Source organism: Streptomyces sp. NPDC048483, from assembly GCF_040651455.1.
Lineage (GTDB): Bacteria > Actinomycetota > Actinomycetes > Streptomycetales > Streptomycetaceae > Streptomyces.
Map to the genome: position 1 here is coordinate 12,429 of NZ_JBEZJZ010000068.1, position 16,709 is coordinate 29,137.

General features: G+C 72.9%; 17 protein-coding genes. 7 read left to right on the plus strand and 10 right to left on the minus strand.

The features are described from left to right. Window positions 1–104 precede the first annotated feature (104 nt). Window positions 105–1,358, plus strand: coding sequence for a type ISP restriction/modification enzyme (locus tag AB0D04_RS28270; protein WP_362708760.1), 1,254 nt, complete (start codon window positions 105–107; stop codon window positions 1,356–1,358). A 255-nt stretch (window positions 1,359–1,613) separates the two neighbouring features. Here the strand turns inward: AB0D04_RS28270 and AB0D04_RS28275 are convergent, their stop codons facing one another. From AB0D04_RS28275 to AB0D04_RS28285, 3 genes are all read right to left on the minus strand, one after another. Continuing rightward, complete coding sequence (locus tag AB0D04_RS28275) at window positions 1,614–1,877, minus strand: hypothetical protein (RefSeq protein ID WP_362708763.1); 264 nt, start codon at window positions 1,875–1,877, stop codon at window positions 1,614–1,616. 261 nt (window positions 1,878–2,138) lie between these two features. Further along, a complete protein-coding gene (locus AB0D04_RS28280; protein WP_362708765.1) occupies window positions 2,139–2,945 on the minus strand; it encodes an SGNH/GDSL hydrolase family protein in 807 nt (268 codons plus the stop codon). A gap of 251 nt (window positions 2,946–3,196) precedes the next feature. Beyond that, the gene (locus tag AB0D04_RS28285; protein ID WP_362708768.1) at window positions 3,197–3,904 is read right to left on the minus strand and encodes a YoaK family protein; all 708 of its coding nucleotides are present in this window, start codon (window positions 3,902–3,904) and stop codon (window positions 3,197–3,199) included. A gap of 278 nt (window positions 3,905–4,182) precedes the next feature. On the opposite strand from AB0D04_RS28285, the gene AB0D04_RS28290 reads away from it, so the two are divergent. Beyond that, the gene (locus AB0D04_RS28290; protein ID WP_362708770.1) at window positions 4,183–5,310 is read left to right on the plus strand and encodes a DUF5925 domain-containing protein; all 1,128 of its coding nucleotides are present in this window, start codon (window positions 4,183–4,185) and stop codon (window positions 5,308–5,310) included. Between the two features lie 101 nt (window positions 5,311–5,411). Here AB0D04_RS28290 and AB0D04_RS28295 read toward each other — a convergent pair whose 3' ends face one another. The 4 genes from AB0D04_RS28295 to asnB all read right to left on the minus strand — a co-directional run bounded on the left by AB0D04_RS28295 (window position 5,412) and on the right by asnB (window position 9,677). Next, complete coding sequence (locus AB0D04_RS28295; RefSeq protein ID WP_362708773.1) at window positions 5,412–6,374, minus strand: pirin family protein; 963 nt, start codon at window positions 6,372–6,374, stop codon at window positions 5,412–5,414. A gap of 72 nt (window positions 6,375–6,446) precedes the next feature. Then, window positions 6,447–7,223: a dimethylargininase gene (gene ddaH, locus AB0D04_RS28300; RefSeq protein ID WP_362708775.1), complete on the minus strand. Its 777-nt coding sequence runs from the start codon at window positions 7,221–7,223 to the stop codon at window positions 6,447–6,449. A 26-nt stretch (window positions 7,224–7,249) separates the two neighbouring features. Further along, window positions 7,250–7,639 (minus strand): GntR family transcriptional regulator, encoded by a 390-nt coding sequence (locus AB0D04_RS28305; RefSeq protein ID WP_362708778.1) that lies wholly within the window; start codon window positions 7,637–7,639, stop codon window positions 7,250–7,252. A 187-nt stretch (window positions 7,640–7,826) separates the two neighbouring features. Then, window positions 7,827–9,677 (minus strand): asparagine synthase (glutamine-hydrolyzing), encoded by a 1,851-nt coding sequence (gene asnB / locus AB0D04_RS28310; protein WP_362708781.1) that lies wholly within the window; start codon window positions 9,675–9,677, stop codon window positions 7,827–7,829. A gap of 226 nt (window positions 9,678–9,903) precedes the next feature. Between asnB and AB0D04_RS28315 the strand changes: the two genes are divergently transcribed. Then, entirely contained in the window at window positions 9,904–10,833 is a 930-nt protein-coding gene (locus tag AB0D04_RS28315; protein WP_362708784.1) for a GNAT family N-acetyltransferase, read from the plus strand. A gap of 88 nt (window positions 10,834–10,921) precedes the next feature. Here AB0D04_RS28315 and AB0D04_RS28320 read toward each other — a convergent pair whose 3' ends face one another. After that, complete coding sequence (locus AB0D04_RS28320; RefSeq protein WP_362708787.1) at window positions 10,922–11,557, minus strand: class I SAM-dependent methyltransferase; 636 nt, start codon at window positions 11,555–11,557, stop codon at window positions 10,922–10,924. Between the two features lie 228 nt (window positions 11,558–11,785). Here AB0D04_RS28320 and AB0D04_RS28325 point away from each other — a divergent pair, with 228 nt between their 5' ends. Both AB0D04_RS28325 and AB0D04_RS28330 read left to right on the plus strand, forming a co-directional pair. Beyond that, window positions 11,786–12,070: a hypothetical protein gene (locus tag AB0D04_RS28325; protein WP_362708790.1), complete on the plus strand. Its 285-nt coding sequence runs from the start codon at window positions 11,786–11,788 to the stop codon at window positions 12,068–12,070. Window positions 12,071–12,605: 535 nt separating this feature from the next. Continuing rightward, window positions 12,606–13,631, plus strand: coding sequence for a lytic polysaccharide monooxygenase (locus AB0D04_RS28330; RefSeq protein ID WP_362708793.1), 1,026 nt, complete (start codon window positions 12,606–12,608; stop codon window positions 13,629–13,631). An 89-nt stretch (window positions 13,632–13,720) separates the two neighbouring features. Here AB0D04_RS28330 and AB0D04_RS28335 read toward each other — a convergent pair whose 3' ends face one another. Then, window positions 13,721–14,188 carry an Lrp/AsnC family transcriptional regulator gene (locus AB0D04_RS28335; protein ID WP_362708795.1) on the minus strand — a complete coding sequence of 156 codons (468 nt, stop codon included), beginning with the start codon at window positions 14,186–14,188 and terminating at the stop codon, window positions 13,721–13,723. Between the two features lie 80 nt (window positions 14,189–14,268). Here AB0D04_RS28335 and AB0D04_RS28340 point away from each other — a divergent pair, with 80 nt between their 5' ends. Then, the gene (locus AB0D04_RS28340) at window positions 14,269–15,576 is read left to right on the plus strand and encodes an APC family permease (protein WP_362708798.1); all 1,308 of its coding nucleotides are present in this window, start codon (window positions 14,269–14,271) and stop codon (window positions 15,574–15,576) included. On the opposite strand, the gene AB0D04_RS28345 is transcribed toward AB0D04_RS28340, so the two are convergent. Then, window positions 15,566–16,048 (minus strand): SRPBCC family protein, encoded by a 483-nt coding sequence (locus tag AB0D04_RS28345; RefSeq protein ID WP_362708800.1) that lies wholly within the window; start codon window positions 16,046–16,048, stop codon window positions 15,566–15,568. The two genes, AB0D04_RS28340 and AB0D04_RS28345, sit on opposite strands and share 11 nt — an antisense overlap. A 59-nt stretch (window positions 16,049–16,107) precedes the next feature. Between AB0D04_RS28345 and AB0D04_RS28350 the strand changes: the two genes are divergently transcribed. After that, entirely contained in the window at window positions 16,108–16,707 is a 600-nt protein-coding gene (locus tag AB0D04_RS28350) for a TetR/AcrR family transcriptional regulator (protein ID WP_362708803.1), read from the plus strand. Window positions 16,708–16,709 lie beyond the last annotated feature (2 nt).

The following is a 16,709-nucleotide window of genomic DNA, read 5'->3' on the forward strand; positions in this document are numbered from 1 at the left end:
AAGACCGCGGGCGCGGGGGTGGGCCGAGCCGGTGGCCCCTCCGGTCGGCCCGTGCCCGTGGATACCATGCCGGGGTCAACCGAACGGTCCGGGAGGGGCTCCGCGTGACGGCGAAGCAGGACGCGCCACGGCCGGCCGCGCCACGACTGTCCGATCTGATGCCGTGGTCGGTGGCGCCGCTCCGGCTGGGCCGTTCCTGGGTGCGGGCGCCGGATCCGGCCACGCTGCGCGCCCGGTGGAACGCCCTGGTGGCCGCCGAGGACGCGGCCACCCGCGAGCGGCTGTTCCGGCCGTCGCGGTCCCGCACCCTGCACTCCGCCGTCGGGCAGCTGCCGGGCCAGGCCACGCCCACCGAGCGGCTGGCCCGGGCGGGCGGCCCGTGCCCCGAGCCCGTACGGATCCTGCACGGCCCCTTCGACCAGCAGTGGCTGCTGCCCGACCACCGGCTGATCGACGCGGCGCGGCCGGAGCTGTGGCGGGTGGCCGACGAGCGGCAGCTGTTCGCGGTCGAACCGGGCCAGGTGCCGCAGGTACCGGGACCCGCCGTGGTGTGCTCCGCCCTCCTGCCGGACGGGCGTTCCCCGGCCGGGCGCCCCGGCCGGATCCACCCCCTCTACCGGCGCCCCGGCGGCGCCGAACCCAACCTCGCGCCCGGCCTGCTCGATCTCCTCGCCCGCCGGCTGGACCGCCCGGTCCGCCCCACCGGCCTCCTCGCCTGGATCACCGCGAGCGCCCGCCACTCCCCCGACGGCACCCTGGTCCCGCTCACCGGCGACCCGGCCCTCTGGGACACCGGCGTCGCACTCGGCGAACGCCTGCTGTGGCTGCACACCCGCGGCGGATCCGCGTACGGGCCGCACTCCGGCCAGCGGCCGCGGATGCCCGGCGGCCGCCGCCCCTACGTCCGCTCCGCGCTGCCCGCCCACGGCCTGCCACGGTCCATCGGCTACGACGCCGGCGAGGAGGCCCTGCTGCTCGGCGACGGCCGGATCTCGCCGGTGCCGCCGGGCGCCTGGGAGTTCCATGCGGGCGGCGTACGGGTCCTGGAGGCCTGGTTCGCGCAGCGGACGACCCCCGCGGATCCGGCCGAGGAGGGTGCGCTGGCCGCGCTGCGCACCACGGCCTGGCCACAGGAGTGGACCTCGGAGCTGCTGGAGCTGATCACCGTACTGGCACTGCTGGCCGAACTGGGCCCGGAGCACGCGGAGTTGAGTGCCCGGACAGCAAACGGTCCGGTCATCACGGCGGACGCTCTGCGGGAGTCGGGCATCCTCCCGGCACCGGGCCCGGCGCGCCGCCCGGCCTCGGTACTCGACCATCACGAGGAAGGCCCGGAAGGCCAGTTCGCCTTGCTGTGAGGCACAGAGGCACACACGGCGACCGCCGCGCCCGGCCACGCTGACGGGCACTGACGGGCACAAAAAAACCACCCGTCACGAGAACGGGTGGTAAAGGAAGAGCCGGGTGGTGCGTGCCTCGGCGAACACACCGACGCGCTGTGAAGGCCCCGTAACTGACCGACCGGAAACCGGCGAGCCAGTTACGGACAGGCGACGGATCGCAACGCTGTGCCGGGACGGTGTGGTCGCCCGAGGTTTCGCTTCAGGGACGCGTCAGCCGTGACCGCCGAAGAGCGAACGCCGCAGCCTGCGCAGCGGCGCGAACAGCGACACCCTGGCACCGCGGCTCTTCCTCGTGCGGGAGTGATCACGGGCGGTGAGCTCGCGCATGAGCGAGGTCGCGCCCTCCGTCTCCCGCTGCGGTATGGCAGGACCGCCCAGTACCGCGAGATGGCGGTCCAGGCGCGCACTGGACGCGCCGCTGCCGCAGCTGATGGCAGGGACTCTCGCCCTGCTTCGCACTGTTATCTGTTCCATGACTCTCCCCACCCTGACGAGGGCACCCGGCACGGGCAGGGTAACCCTATCTCCCTTGGAGGACACGCGTGCAGACCGGTCAACGGATTCACCTGCCTCGCCTTGACGTTGACGAACACCATACGTAACGACGCCTACAGGGGTCCCAGCAGGGCGAGTTGATGCACCGTCGGGTCGGTCGGAGGCCATCTGACGGGCCGAGGGGACGCACGAGGAGGGCCCGTACGGGCGGTTCCTCCTCGGCGTCGCGTGTACGGACGGTTACGCAGCGGAGGCGAACACCGGGAGATAGCCGCTGGACTGACCGGCGGCGGTGGGGTGGTAGGACGCGTCGACGGGATAGGTCACGCTGTGCAGCCAGGCGCTGCCGGAGCACAGCTCATGGCCGGCGAAGGTGGAGTTGACGTCGGCGAAGGCGAAGCCGTGGTCGGCGGCCCGCTTGGCGGTGACGGTGTTGATCTCGTCGGCCGCACCGTTTATGGCGGCCCGGGACTTCTCGGTGAGTCCGGCGAAGCAGCTGCCGCCGAGTTGGTAGAAGCGCGGATAGCCCAGGACCACCACCTGTGCGGCGGGGGCCTTCTGGTCGATGGCGTTGTACACCCCGTCGAGCTGGCCGGGCAGGGTGGTGTCGATGTACTGCCTGGCCTTGGCGACGCGGGCCAGGCAGGCGCTCTCGCCCTGGAGCGCACAGGTCGTCATGGTGTCGGCGAAGCCTGCGTCGTTGCCGCCGACGGTGATGCTCACCAGGCCGGTGGAGGCGGTGAGCGGGCCGAGCTGACCGCTCAGAACATCACCCGTACGGGCTCCGGAACAGGCGGTGAACGAGAAGGACGAAGGTGCGTGCGCGGCTGCCCAGAGGGCCGGGTAGGCCTTGGTGCTGCGCTTGCAGGCGCCGCTGCCACTGTCGTAGCTGCCGGCGCCGACACCCGAGGAGTAGGAGTCGCCGAGGGCCACATAGCCGGTGGCGAGCGGGAGTTGGGCGGATGCGGCGGCGCTCGCGCCGGTGAGCGCGAGCGCCGTGGTGACAAGGAATGCGGAGCCCAGGGCCGCCGCTCGGGACAGTCTCATAGAACCTCCCATAGCAGGATCTCTGCCTTATTCGTGGTAGCAGGACCCACGGAGAGCCGGAAGTGTCCATGCCAAAAGTGGTACGGGATTCTCCGATGTTCACGGGACATCCACCGATCCGTCCGGATCTTCACTGCAATGTCATTTCTTGGCCGCGGCGCTCACGGCGCAGGTCGCCACGGCTCCGACGAACGGCGCCACTTCGGGGGTGGTGACCGGCCCCGGCCCCGGGCCGTCGCCCCCGGAGCCGGTCACTCCTCGCCGTCCTGACGGTGGGTGAGCCCCGGCACCAGCAGCGCGGTGGCCGCGACCGACGCCGCCACGAGCAGCAGCACCAGCGGCGGCCGGGTGCCCAGGCCGATCAGCCAGGCGCCGAGCAGACCGCCCAGGAACATCGCCCCGACGGACGTCAGCCGCCGCGGGCCGGCACGGGTGCCGTACCCCAGCCTCCGGTCGTGGCCCAGGACGGACCCGCCGACGAGGGCCGTCATCGCCCGTGTCGCCACCGTGGTGGTGAGATCGGGGGCGCCGACCCTTATGGCGGTGACATTGCGTACGCCCATCGCCGCCGCCATCAGACCGATGACGGCATAGCGCCGGGCGGGCGCCGGATCCCCGGCCGGGCCGGCCTCCCAGTCGGTCACCGCCGCGGCGGCCAGCAGCGCCGCCTCGGCGACGAGCGCGACCGGGAACCACTGACGCAGCCGGGCCGCCGGCGCCGACTCCAGCCGCGCGCCGAGCGCCGCGCCCAGGACGAAGGCACCGAGCGAGACGAGAGGGGCGGCGATCGTCAGCCCGCCCTGCCGCGCGATGCCGAAGCCCAGGAAGAGCAGATTGCCGGTCTGGGTGGCGGTGAAGACATGGCCGAGGGCCAGGAAGCTGACGGCGTCGAGCACTCCGGTGGCCACGGTCAGGCACGCCATGACCACGGTCAGGGCGGTTCCGCTCGGTGGCTCCACGGACCCGGCTCCTTCCGGCGGACACCTCCGCACCACGTCCGGACGCCTCCGTACGGCGCCTGACGGCTCGTCACAGTGTCCGGACGGCCGGCCCGCACCGCCGCCATTGCGCCGTCTGTGGGCGCCCCGCCCGGAGCTGTGTGCGGCGGCGGGCCTGCCGCTCAGGCGGACGCGCCGCCTCCGGTCGGGGCGGTGAGGGCGGGCGCCGTACGGGCCGCCCGCAAACCGACGCCGATATTCCGTGTACGCGGCGGCCCGGTCTGGCGGATCATGGCGGCATGTGTGCCGATCACGTGCCGCCGCCTGTCGTGCCGCCGTCCGCCGCCGAGCGTGCCCTTCCCCTCCGTCTGACCATGGACGACAGCGATTCCCCTGCCGATGTGGTCGATGCGCTCTTCCTGGGACGCTTCGCCCAGGGCGAGCAGCCGTATTCCCGTAGCCGCTCGGTGGACCGGGTGAAGTCGGGGCTGACCCTGCTGCCGCCCGGCGCGCGGGTGCTGCGTGCCGCGCGCGACGACGACCGCAGCGCGACCCTCGCCGAGGGCGACGGCTATACCCTGCTGGTCTCCCGGTGGAACCGCGGCGCCGATGTGACGGTCACCGCCGTCACCGATGAGCTGGCCGAAAAGGTGCTGGGGCAGTCCGCGGACGGCGCGGAGGACGAGCCGGAGCCGCAGCCGGAGAACGTCCCGATGGGCTTTTGGTACTTCTCCCCGCGCCGCGGACCGCACCGTACGTCCCGGCAGATCTCCGCCGGCACCTGGGAGGAGATCCGTGCGAACTACACCGCACCGGTCGCCGAGGCGATGGACTCGCTGATGAAGGTGGCGCCCGAGGAGATCGCCGGCCGGCTGCTGTTGCTGCACGGCCCGCCGGGCACCGGCAAGACCTCCGCGCTGCGCACCCTGGCCCGCTCCTGGCGCGACTGGTGCCAGGTGGACTGCGTACTGGACCCGGAACGGCTCTTCAACGACGTCGGCTATCTCATGGACATCGCCATCGGCGAGGACGACGGTCCCGGCAAGGGCCGCTGGCGGCTGCTGCTCCTGGAGGACTGCGACGAACTGATCCGCGGCGAGGCCAAGCACGCCGCGGGCCAGGCGCTCTCCCGGCTGCTCAATCTGACCGACGGCCTGCTGGGCCAGGGCCGTAACGTCCTGGTCGGCGTCACCACCAATGAGGACCTGGAGCGGATGCACCCCGCGGTGGTCCGCCCCGGCCGCTGTCTGGCCCGTATCGAGGTCGGCCCGCTGACCCGTACGGAAGCGGTGAACTGGCTCGGCACCGAAGAGGGCATCGGCCGCGAGGGTGCCTCCCTCGCCGAGCTGTACGCGCTGCGCCGCGGCACCCGGCCCGCATCGGTCCCGGCCCAGGCCCCGGGGGCGGAGGCGGGGCTCTATCTCTGAGGGGTGGCAAGGGCCGAGCGCGGCAGTGCCAACTCCGCTTCCGCAGACGTGAGTTGCCTGGAGGAAGAGGGTACGGGCGCGGTTGGTGCAGGCCGGACCGCTCAGCGCTCCCGTCCCCGCGGCTTCAGGGGCAGCGGCGGGAGTTCGGGGGCGGGCAGCGGGGCGCCGTCGTAGCCGTGTACCTCGCCGAAGCGGGTTCCGGCCGTCCAGTCCTCGCGGGCCTGGGCGATGTCGTCGTGGGAGCGGCCCACGAAGTTCCACCACATCACCAGCCTTTCCTCGAACGGCTCGCCGCCGAGGAGCATCAGGCCGCTGTCGGTGCGGGCGCGCAGCGGCAGTTCGGTGCGGCCGGAGCCGAGGTAGAGGAGGGAGCCGGGGGCCAGGCGGACGCCGTCGATCTCGCTCTCGCCGGAGATGGTCAGGGCGGCGTACTCGAAGTCGGGGTCGACGGGGAGCCGGGTGTCCGTGCCGTCGGTGAGGGTGAGGTCGGCGCCGACGAGGGGGGAGTAGGTGGTGCCCGGGGAGGCGGCGCCGGCCAGTTCGCCGAGGATGACGGTGGCGCAGAGGCCGCCGCCACCGGTGATCACCGGGAGTTCGGTGTGGTGCTCGAACGCCGGGGCCGCGTTGCGGTGTTCGCCGGGGAGCGCCACCCACAGCTGGGCGCCGTGCAGCATCGCGGGGTGGCTGCGCGGCGACTCCTCGGAGTGCGCGATGGCGCGTCCCGAGGTCATCAGGCCCAGTTCCCGCGGCCGTACGGTCTGCAGGCTGCCCAGGCTGTCGCGGTGCAGCACCTCGCCCGCGTGCAGCCAGCTGACGGTCTGCAGGCCCATGTGCGGGTGCGGCGGCACCTGCATACCGGGCTCGTCGGTGATGTCGTCGGGACCGTAATGGTCGATGAAACACCAGGCCCCGACCATCCGCCGGCCGAGGTTGGGGAGCAGCCGCCGGACGAGGGTGCTCTCGCCGAGCGGTACCTGTTTGCCGGGCTGAACGTCGCGTACGGGGCCCGTACGGCCGTTGCCTCCGCAGCGGTTGGGCGCGGGTCTGAGGTCGAGATTGCTCATGTCGTCACGATATGCGGGGGTGGGCGGAGGGGGCGGGGAGGCGCACGACGGCGGCCCGGCGGACCTCGCCCGTCACGCGGAGAGTTCGCGCAGGCGCACCGAAAGGCATGTCACACAGCCCTCCAGCTTCTCGAATTCGCCGATGTCCACCAGGACCGGCTCGTAGGCCAGGCCGGCGAAGAGTTCCGCGGTCCTGGGCGCGGAGGCGGCCATCAGGAGCCTGCCGCCGCCCAGGAGGACGACATGGGCGCCCGCCTCCTCGGGGACGGGGCGGAAGCCGGGGAACACGGCGGGGTTGTCGACCAGCGGCGGGTAGCCGATGACGGTGCCGTCCGGGAGGGCGGTGACCGCGGACTTCAGATGCAGGACGCGGCTGATCGGTACGGCGACGACGCGGGCGCCCAAAGGTTCGAAGGCGGCGCGGAGTTGGCGTACCCCCTCGGCATTGGTGCGGCCGCCGCGGCCGACGTAAACGGTGTCGCCGATCTTGAGGATGTCGCCGCCGTCGAGCGTGCCGGGCGCCCGGACCTCGCCCACCGGGCAGCCGAGCGCCTCGGCGGCGGCGCGGGCGTCGGGGGTCTCCGGTCTGCGGGCGGCCGCGCCGGGGCGGGCGATCAGCGCGACGTTGCGGAAGACGACCATGGTGTCCTCGATGAACGCCGCGTCCGGGCAGTCGTCGGCGGGCGCCACCTCGGTGGTCCGCCAGCCGTGGTCGTGCAGCGTCTGCACATAGTGCTCCCACTGGCGCAGGGCGAGCGCGGGGTCCACCGGCCGCCGGGCGACATGGGCGACCAGGCCCTCGGCGAGCCGGGGGCCGGGGCGTCGGACGAGGGCCTGTGGGCCGGGCATGGGACTCCTTGGGGCCTCGAAGGGGTTCAGGCGTCCGCCCCGTACGTCGCCCGCAGGGCGTCGTGGACGGCGGCGAGGGCCGCGTCACGGTCCAGGCCGAGGCGCTTGGCGCGCCGGGCGTAGGTCTCGGCGGCCGCGGCGACCTCCTTGTCCGCGGCCTCCCCCGCCGCCGCGATGAAGCTGCCGTTACGGCCGCGGGTCTCGATCACGCCGTCGGACTCCAGGGCGCGGTAGGCCTTGGCGACGGTGTTGGCGGCGAGGCCGAGGTCTTCGGCGAGGCCGCGGACGGTGGGGAGTTTGTAGCCGACCGGCAGGGCGCCGTCCCGGGCGCGGTCGGCGATCTGGGTGCGTACCTGCTCGAATGGCGCGTCGGCCGCGTCCGGATCGATGGTGATCGTCAAGGTCTGCGGGGACACGGCGGCGCTCCTGGTGCTGGTGGTGGGGCGGGGCACCCATTGTGCGCCAGGAGCGGCCGCCGTGCCGGGCTCGGGGCGGTAGCCCTTTGGGGTGGTGGGGGGGGTCGGGGTTGAGGTTCCGGGGGTGGGTTGCCGGTGGGGATGCGGGTGAGGTTGCCGGTGGGGATGCGGCCGGGTTGACGGTCGGTCAGAGCTCGAGGGTGGTGCCCGAGGTCCGGAGCCATTCGTTCATGCCGAGGACCAGTTCGGCGCCCGGACGGATGTCGCCGACGGCGCCGCCGGCGGTGGCCTCGGCGACGGCACGGGAGTCCAGCAGCGGCCGTACGGGGGCGTCGCGGTCGGCGGCCAGGTCCTTCAGTCCGGCGCGCAGTGCCTCGTTGTAGCGGGGGTCCTGGGTGCTGGGGTAGGGGCTCTTGACCCGGTCGGCGACCTGATCGGGCAGCACATCGCGGGTGGCGGCACGCAGCAGGGACTTCTCGCGGCCGTCGAAGGTCTTCATGGACCAGGGGGTGTTGAAGACATAGTCGACGAGGCGGTGGTCGCAGAAGGGGACGCGGACCTCGAGGCCGACGGCCATGCTGGCGCGGTCCTTGCGGTCGAGGAGGATCTGGACGAAGCGGGTCAGGTGGAGGTAGCTGATCTCGCGCATCCGGCGCTGGAGTCCGGTGTCGCTGTCCAGGTACGGCACTTCGGCGAGCGCCTCGCGGTAGCGGCCGTCCTGGTAGCCGCGCAGGTCGAGCTTGCCGAGCAGCGCCTGGTCCAGCAGTGCCTCGCGGGTGGCGTTGCCGCCGGCGAAGCGCCCCGAGAGGCCGGCCGCGATCCAGGGGAAGGTGTCGGCGTGCACGGACTCGGGGTCGTGGAACCAGCGGTAGCCGCCGAAGACCTCGTCCGCGGACTCGCCGGAAAGGGCGACGGTGGACCGTTCGCGGACGGCCTTGAAGAGGAGGTAGAGGGAGGTGTCCCCGTCGCCGAAGCCGTTGGGCAGGTCGCGGGCGGCCAGGACGGCGGAGCGGTGGCCGGGGTCCATCAGGTCAGCGGTGTCCAGGACGATGTCGCGGTGGTCGGAGCCGACGTGCTCGGCCAGGGCGTGGGCGTACGGGCCGTCGGGGGTGCCACGCAGGTCGTCGGGCCGGAAGTTCTCCGTGTAGCCGGTGAAGTCGACGGCGAACGAGCGGACCGGGCCGCTGCCCGCTGCCGCCAGCGCCTTGGCGGAGAGTGCGGTGATGGCGGACGAGTCCAGGCCGCCGGAGAGCAGGGTGCACAGCGGGACATCGGCGATCAGCTGGCGGGCGACGATGTCGTCGAGCAGGTCGCGGATGTGCGCGACGGTGGCGTCGAGGCCGTCGGTGTGCTCGCGGGCCTCAAGGGCCCAGTAGCGCTTGACGGTCACGCCGCCGCGGCCCACCCGGACGACATGGCCGGGGCGCACCTCGTACATGCCCTGGTAGACGGCGTGGCCGGGGGTCTTGGTGAAGGTGATCAGCTCGGCGAGGCCCTCGGCGTCGACGGTGGGCCGTACGGAGGGGTGGGCGAGGATCGCCTTGGGCTCGGAGCCGAAGAGGACGCCGTCGGGGGTGGGGTGGTAGTAGAGCGGCTTGATGCCCATCCGGTCGCGTATCAGGAAGAGTTGTTCGGTGCTCGGGTCCCAGAGCGCGAAGGCGTACATGCCGTTGAGGCGCTCGGCGCACGCCTCGCCCCACTGGAGGTAGGCGTGCAGGACGACCTCGGTGTCGCTGTGCGTACGGAAGGTGTGGCCCAGCTGCGTCAGTTCGGCGCGCAGTTCGCGGTAGTTGTAGACCTCGCCGCTGTAGGTGGTGACGAGCACGGTGCGGCCGTCGTGCTCGACGGTCATGGGCTGCTTGCCGCCGTCGATGTCGATGACGGCGAGGCGGCGGTGACCGAAAGCGGCGTGGGTGCCGAGCCAGAGGCCGGCGGCGTCCGGGCCGCGGCAGGCCATGGTCGCGGTCATCGCCTCCAGGGCGGTGCGACGGGTGGTCAGGTCGTTGTCGTAGGAGATCCATCCGGTGATTCCGCACATGGGCGCGGCTCCTCTCCTTCGTGGACGGCGGGCCGGGGGCGCCCCGGGGGGCGGCCCGCGGAGGTCACCGTACGCCGAGATAGTTGCATGGGCCACGTATGGCGGATCCGGACCGTTCGGAATGAGCCAGGCGCACACCGCATTACGGAAAAGGGACGGCAAATCACTCGCCGCCCGGCGGAAAAGGAGAGGCAAAAGCGGAGGTGGCGGCGTACCGTCCGCGCCCATGACACTCACCGTGCGCGACTTCCGCCCCGCCGACGCCAAGGCCGTGGCAGACCTGCGGCGCGCCTCGCTGCCGTTCATGATCTCCACTCCGCAGGGCGTCGCCTGGCAGGTGACCAGCGCCCCCGCGGCACAGCAACTGCGGCTGTTCGTCGCCGAGCTGGACGGCCGGGTCGTCGGCTCGGTGCACAGCGGAATGCTGTACGAGAGCAGCACGCCGGGTCGGGGCGCGGCCACTCCGCAGGTGCACCCGGAGCACCGTCGGCGGGGCGTCGGCGGCGCCCTGCTGATCGCGGCCGAGGAACATCTGACCGCGGCCGGTGCCGGCCGTCTCTTCGCCTGGGCCCTCGACGAGCCAGGTCCGTCGGCCTTCGCCGAACGCCGCGGCTACCGCCGCACCCGCCCGTCCCACTGCCTACGGCTCGATCTCGCGGCCGCCGGACTGCCGCCGCTCCCCGCCCCGCTCCCGCCCGGCGTCCGGCTGTGCACCGCAGCGGACCTCGGCGCCGACCCGCGACCGCTGTTCGCGGCCGACGCGGAGGCCACTGCCGACGAACCGGGCGATGTCGCCGCCGATGCCCTCACCTACGAGCACTGGCTCCGCGGCACCTGGGAACATCCCGACATCGACCTCGGCCTCACCTCCGTGGTGACCGTCGACGGCGAGGTCGCCGCCTACAGCCTGGCCGCCGCCGACGGCCTCGGCCGCTACGCCTCGGCCGGAACCGGCACCCGTCGCGCCTTCCGCGGCCGCGGCCTGGCCCGCCTCGCCAAGACCTACTCCCTCCACCGCGCCCGGGACGCCGGCTGCACCGAGGCCTTCACCGGCAACGACGCCGACAACGCCCCGATGCTCGCCATCAACCGCTCCTTCGGCTACCGGCCGTTCGGCGGGGAGTGGCGGTACGTGCGGGAGGTGGGGCGGGACTGAATCACAGGGCGCGCGCGGTCAGCACATCACGGTCAGCACATCACGGTCAGCACATCACGGTCAGCACATCACGGTCAGCTCATCACGGTCAGCACATCGCGATGAGCGCATACCGCTCGTCGTTCACCTCCTTGCCCCACAGGTCAGGGTCGCCGGAGAGCCGCTCGAGCTGCGTGCGGGCCGCCAACGGCGCCAGGAGCGCGGTCAGTTCGCCGGCCGGGATGCCTATCGGGTCGGACTCCCCCCAGCGCCCTTCGACCAGCACCAGACGCCCGCCGGGGACGAGCAGCCCGGCCCAGTGGCGCAGCGCGGCCGCCGGGTCGGGCAGTGCCCACAGGAGGTGCCGCACCAGGACCACGTCGAACCGCCGCTCCCCCACGGGCGGCCGGGCCGCGTCCCCGACCAGGAACCCGGCGCCCCTCCCCGCGAGCTTGGCGCGGGCCCGCGCGATCATGGCGGGCGAGCGGTCGACGCCGGTCACCTGGTGGCCCTGCTCGGCGGCGAGCAGCGCCAGGCTCCCCGTCCCGCAGCCGAGGTCGAGTATCCCGGCGGGCCCGGACGGCAGCCAGGACCGCAGCCGGGCGGCCCAGGCGGCACGCACGGCGGGGTCGCGCAGGCCGTGGTCGGGCTCGTCGTCGAAGCGCTCGGCGGCGGCTTCCCAGTAGGCGGCGTCGGAGGTGGGGAGCGGCGGTGTGGTCCGTTCGGTGGTCCGTTCGGTGGTCATGTTCCGATGGTGCCAGTGGCCACTGACAACGGCGGGCGGAGCGGCCCGGCGTACCCGACGGGCCCGGCAACTTACCAGCGACAAGCCGCATCCCAGACATGAAGATCACGATCTACAGCTGGAGTACTGAGCACCCGTCCGTCGGATGCGCTCCGCGCCCCGTGAGTGGAAGCCGGAAGCGAACTACTGAGGCGGTGGTCCGCACCTGGCGGGTGAGACCATCCCGAGATGGCAGACGCACAGCTACCCACGGGGTGGACCCTTCGGCAGATACGCGACGTTTCCGGGGACCGAGAGGCTGTCGCCCTCAATCCGAACCGACCGGTGCGGTGGGTGGGCCACGCCGGAGCCGATGAGGCGATGCACCCGGAGATCGTTCTCGGGTTCCACAGCCTTTGCCTCGTCAAGCCTGTCCATGACGGCGACTGGTACATGGGCAGCCTGTACGACGACGGCAGCATCGGCTGCTGGGCAGCCTATGACGATCTGCACGAGGCGCTACGCGGTCTGTAGCGGCATGCCGCCCGGACGGCCAGACTGATCGAACGGGTCATGCGGTGGGTAATCGGTCCGCGGCCGTGACGCTGTGGCAAGCGTGACGCCGTGAAGTGAGGAGACCCGGACGGACTGTCCGGGTCTCCTTCTTCATGTTCGAAGGTGAGTTGCGCCGGCCGTCTCCCGGCAATGGCGGGGAGCCGGAGCGAGGCGGGCGGGGAGCCAAAGGGGGAGCCGCCGGAGGCAGATCCAGGTGGACTCTCCCGGACGGTGACGGACGGACAGTGGGGCAACTCCAGCTCACACTGCCCCTTTTCGGCACTCCTGCCTGTGCCCCCGCTTAGCGCTTCCTTAAGTGCGCCATAAGGATCTCCAGGATCGCCCTCCGGCCCTCAAATCCGCTGTTCAGCGGGGCTAGCGTGCTTCTCGCAAGGCGGGGCTGCGTGCCCCGGCGCCGTACACCGGGGGACGGCGCCGTGCAGGTGTCCCGACCCCCCACGGACCGTCTTGCCGCCCGCCCCGCTCGACGTACCTGATGAAGGAGACCCCCACGATGACCGCTCGTCGTAAGGCCGCCCGCACGGCCGGCCGTAAGGCCACCGGGATCGCACTGGCCGGTGTCGCGCCGCTCGCGCTGACCATGGTGACCGCGGGTCCGGCCGCGGCGCACGGTTCGATGTCGGACCCCGTCAGCCGGGTCTCGGCCTGCTACGCGGAGGGGCCCGAGAGCCCGAAGTCCGCGGCGTGCAAGGCCGCCGTGCAGGCGAGCGGTGCACAGGCCTTCTACGACTGGAACGGCGTGCGGGACGGCAACGCCGGCGGCGAGTCGAAGACGAAGATCCCGGACGGGAAGCTGTGCAGCGGCGGCGACGACAAGTACAAGGGGCTCGATCTGCCGCGCGCGGACTGGCCGTCGTCCAAGCTGCAGGCCGGCAAGCACACGTTCCACTACAGGGCCACCGCCCCGCACAAGGGCTCCTTCGAGCTGTACCTCACCAAGAAGGGCTACGACCCCACCAAGCCGCTGAAGTGGTCGGACCTGGAGGACAAGCCGTTCGCGAAGGTCACCGACCCGACGCTGACGAACGGGGAGTACGTCTTCGACGGGAAGGTGCCGGCGCGCTCCGGACGGCATCTGGTCTACAGCATCTGGCAGCGGTCGGACAGCCCGGAGGCGTTCTACACCTGCTCCGACGTGGTGTTCGGGAAGGACAGCGGCGGCGGGGCGGGGGCCGGGTCCTCCGCGGCCCCCGCGCCGGCCGCGTCCGCGCCGACGGACGGCCAGATCGCGGCCGGGGCGGACAAGTCGTCGATGGACATGAACCCTCACGACCACGGTGCCGGCACCGGCCACTCCGGGGCGGCCGCCCCGGACGACCCGGCGCCGGCCCATGGCGCCGGGGCCGATGGTCTGCACCCCGACGGCGCCGCCCGGCCGGCCGACGGCAAGCGGCTGGCGGAGACCGGTGGGGACAGCTCGACCGCCCCGCTCGCGATCGGCGGCGCCGCCGTACTGGCCACGGGAGCCGCGGTGCTGTTCGCCACCACCCGCCGCAGGGCCGCCCGGCTGCGCGGCTGACCCCTCTGACCCGCCGGGGCCGGCTGCGACGGCCCCGGCGTACCGTGACGCCGTCCCCTCCCCGCCCCGGAGGGGGCGGCGTCACACCGTCATGCCCCCTTCGCCGGCAGCGGCCCGATGATGTCGTTGGCGACATGCTGGTAGATCACCGAGCTGCGGCAGTCGACAACCTCACGCCGTTTGAAGATCTCGTCCATCAAAAGCCCGTGCAGCCGGTCGACGTCCGGCACGGCGACATGGGCCAGGAAGTCGTCACCGCCCGCGACGACATAGATGTTGAGCACCTCGGGCAGCGAGACCAGGAATGCCTTGAAGCGCTCGATGAGTTCGCGGTTCAGAGGGCGGATGCGGATGTGGAGCAGGGCCTGTACGGGGCGGTTGAGGGCGCGCAGGTCCACCGTCGCGCGGTAGCCGGTGATCACGCCGCGGGCGCGGAGCGCGCGGACCCGCTCCAGGCAGGTGGAGGGGGCGATGCCCAGCATGCGGGCCAGTTCGCGGTTGGTCTGCCGTGCATCGCGCTGCAGTTCGCGGACAATCGCCGAATCAATGTCGTCCATGTGGTCCATGATGCGGGCTCTGCCAAATTTCATTCGGCCAGGACGATCGTTGATCACTCTTCCAGTTAGCTTCGGCGACTGTGACCGTACAAGAGACAACACTTCCCGCTTCTGCACGGCCGGATGTACGGCGGCTGGGTGTCGGGGGCGGCACCGCGCTGTGCGCGGGTGCCGTGCTCGGTCCCGGTGTGCTGACCCTGCCGTCCCTCGCCGCCGAGGCGGCCGGGCCCGCCTCGGTCCTGGCCTGGGTCGTCCTGCTGGCGATGTGTGTGCCGGTGGCCGCCTCCTTCGCGGCGCTCGGCGTACGGTTCCCCGACGGCGGGGGCGTGGCCACGTACGTCCACCGGGCAATGGGGCCGCGGGCGGCGGCCGTTGTGGGGTGGTGGTTCTACGGTGCGGTGCCGATCGGGGTGGTCTCGGCGGCCTGGATCGGCGGGAAGTACGTGGCCGATGCGGCCGGCTGGGGCGAGGCGGGCGCGGCGGCGGTCGGCGGGCTGGTGCTGGCCGGGGCGCTGGCGTCCAATGCGTTCGGGCTGCGGATGTCGGGGCGGGTGCAGCTGATGCTCGGCGGGCTGCTGGCGGCGGTGCTGCTGTGCACGGTGCTGGCCGCCGCCCCGCATGTCACCGCCGCGCATTTCACCCCGTTCCTGCCCGGCGGCTGGACGTCGGTCGGTTCGGCGGCCTCGGTGCTGTTCTTCGCGTTCGCGGGGTGGGAGGCGGCGAGCCATCTGTCCGGTGAATTCGCCGATCCGGGGCGCGACCTGCCGCGGGTGACCCGTAACACCCTCGCCGTCATCAGCGTCCTCTACCTCGGCCTGGCACTCGCCACGGTCGGCGCACTGGGGCCGGCCGCCGCCGAGACCGACACCCCGCTCACCGCCCTGCTCGACCGGAGCGTGGGCGTCGCCGCCCGCCCGGTTGCCGCCGCGGCCGCCCTCTTCCTCACCTTCGGGGCCGTCAACTCCTATCTGGCCGGGGCCTCCCGGCTCGGCGCAGCCCTCGGCCGGGACGGGGCGGCGCCCCGCTGGCTGGCCAAGGGCGGCGAGCCCGGCGAGGTGCCGCGCCGCTCGCTCGCGGTGCTCGGCGCGGCCGCCGTGCTCCTGGCGGTGGCGGCCGAGTGGCGCGGGGCGGATCTGCATCTCCTGATGGAGGCGACCGCCACCTGCCTGGCCGCCGTGACGCTGGCCGGCCTGGCCGCCGCCCTGGTGCTGCTCCCCCGCCGCACTCCCCTGTGCTGCGGCGTGGTGGTCAGCTCCGTGCTGACAGCGGTGGTGCTGGCCTTCTCCGGGTGGCTGCTGCTGATCCCGGTGCTGCTGGCGGCCGCTGCTTTCTCGTTTCTGACGCTGCGTGGCGTGCTCGCACGGAGGGCGGGGCGCGTCAGCGGTTGAGGCGCCGCAGCAGCCGGACGTACGGGCTCCACCGGGCGGGCCGGGCGACGCCGCCCGTGCAGGCGCGCTCGGCGCCGTCCAGGCTGTCCTCCAGGACCGCGTCGTGGAAGTGACGGTAGGCCAGCGGCCAGGTGAGCCGGGCCGGGCCGCGGGCGCGCATCGCGAGGGTGTGGCGCAGCAGGGTGCGGTCCGGGCCGAGCGGCTGCACGGTGTACTCGTGGAAGCCGTGGAAGCCGCGCGGCCCGCTGAAGGTGAAGCGCACCCACTGGCCCGGCACATGGGCGGCCACGGTGTAGCGGACCGGTCCGTGGCCGCCGGCCGCCCCCGGGCCCAGGGGGCCGTCGAGCACCATCGGTGGCCAGTCGCGGCGCGGCCACAGCCGGTCGGCGCCGCCGGAGAGGCCGTCGAGCAGGGCCCCCGCCTCGGCCACGGGCACCGGCAGCACCCTCTCGTGCACGTTGTAGACACCCATCCCTACGGGCCCCTTTCTGGAGAGTTCTCTCTAATATTATGGAGGGTACCCTCTAGAACATGGCCAGGCCACCTCGCTTCGACACCTCCCTCCTCCTCGACGCCGCCGTACAACTCGCCGCCGCATCAGGCCCGTCGGGTGTCACCATGTCGGCGGTCGCCGCGGCCGCAGGCGCCCCCAGCGGCTCGCTCTACCACCGCTTCGCGGGCCGCTCCGCCCTGCTCGCCGAGGTGTGGCTGCGCACCGTCGAGCGCTTCCAGGAGGGGTACTTCACGGCGCTGAAGTCGTCCCCGGACCCGCGCTCCGCGGGCCGCGCGGCGGCCCGGCATGTCGTCGCATGGTGCCGCGCGCACCCGAAGGAGGCCGCACTCCTGCTGTACGGAGCCGAGAGCTTCGGGCGGGACGGCTGGTCGGCGGACCATCTGCGGCGCGCCGACGAGGGCAACCGCCGGGTGTACGCGACCGTGACGGAACTCGCGGCCGCACTGGGAGCCACCGGCACCCAGGACACCGAACAGGTCGCCCTCGCCGTCATCGACGTCCCGCTGTCACTGGTCCGCCGCCACCTGCGGGGCGGCTCCCCGCTGCCCGGCCACGCGGAGGAGCTGGCGGAGCGGTGCACGGATGCGCTGCTGGGCGGGCCGGGCGGGCGGGACTGACG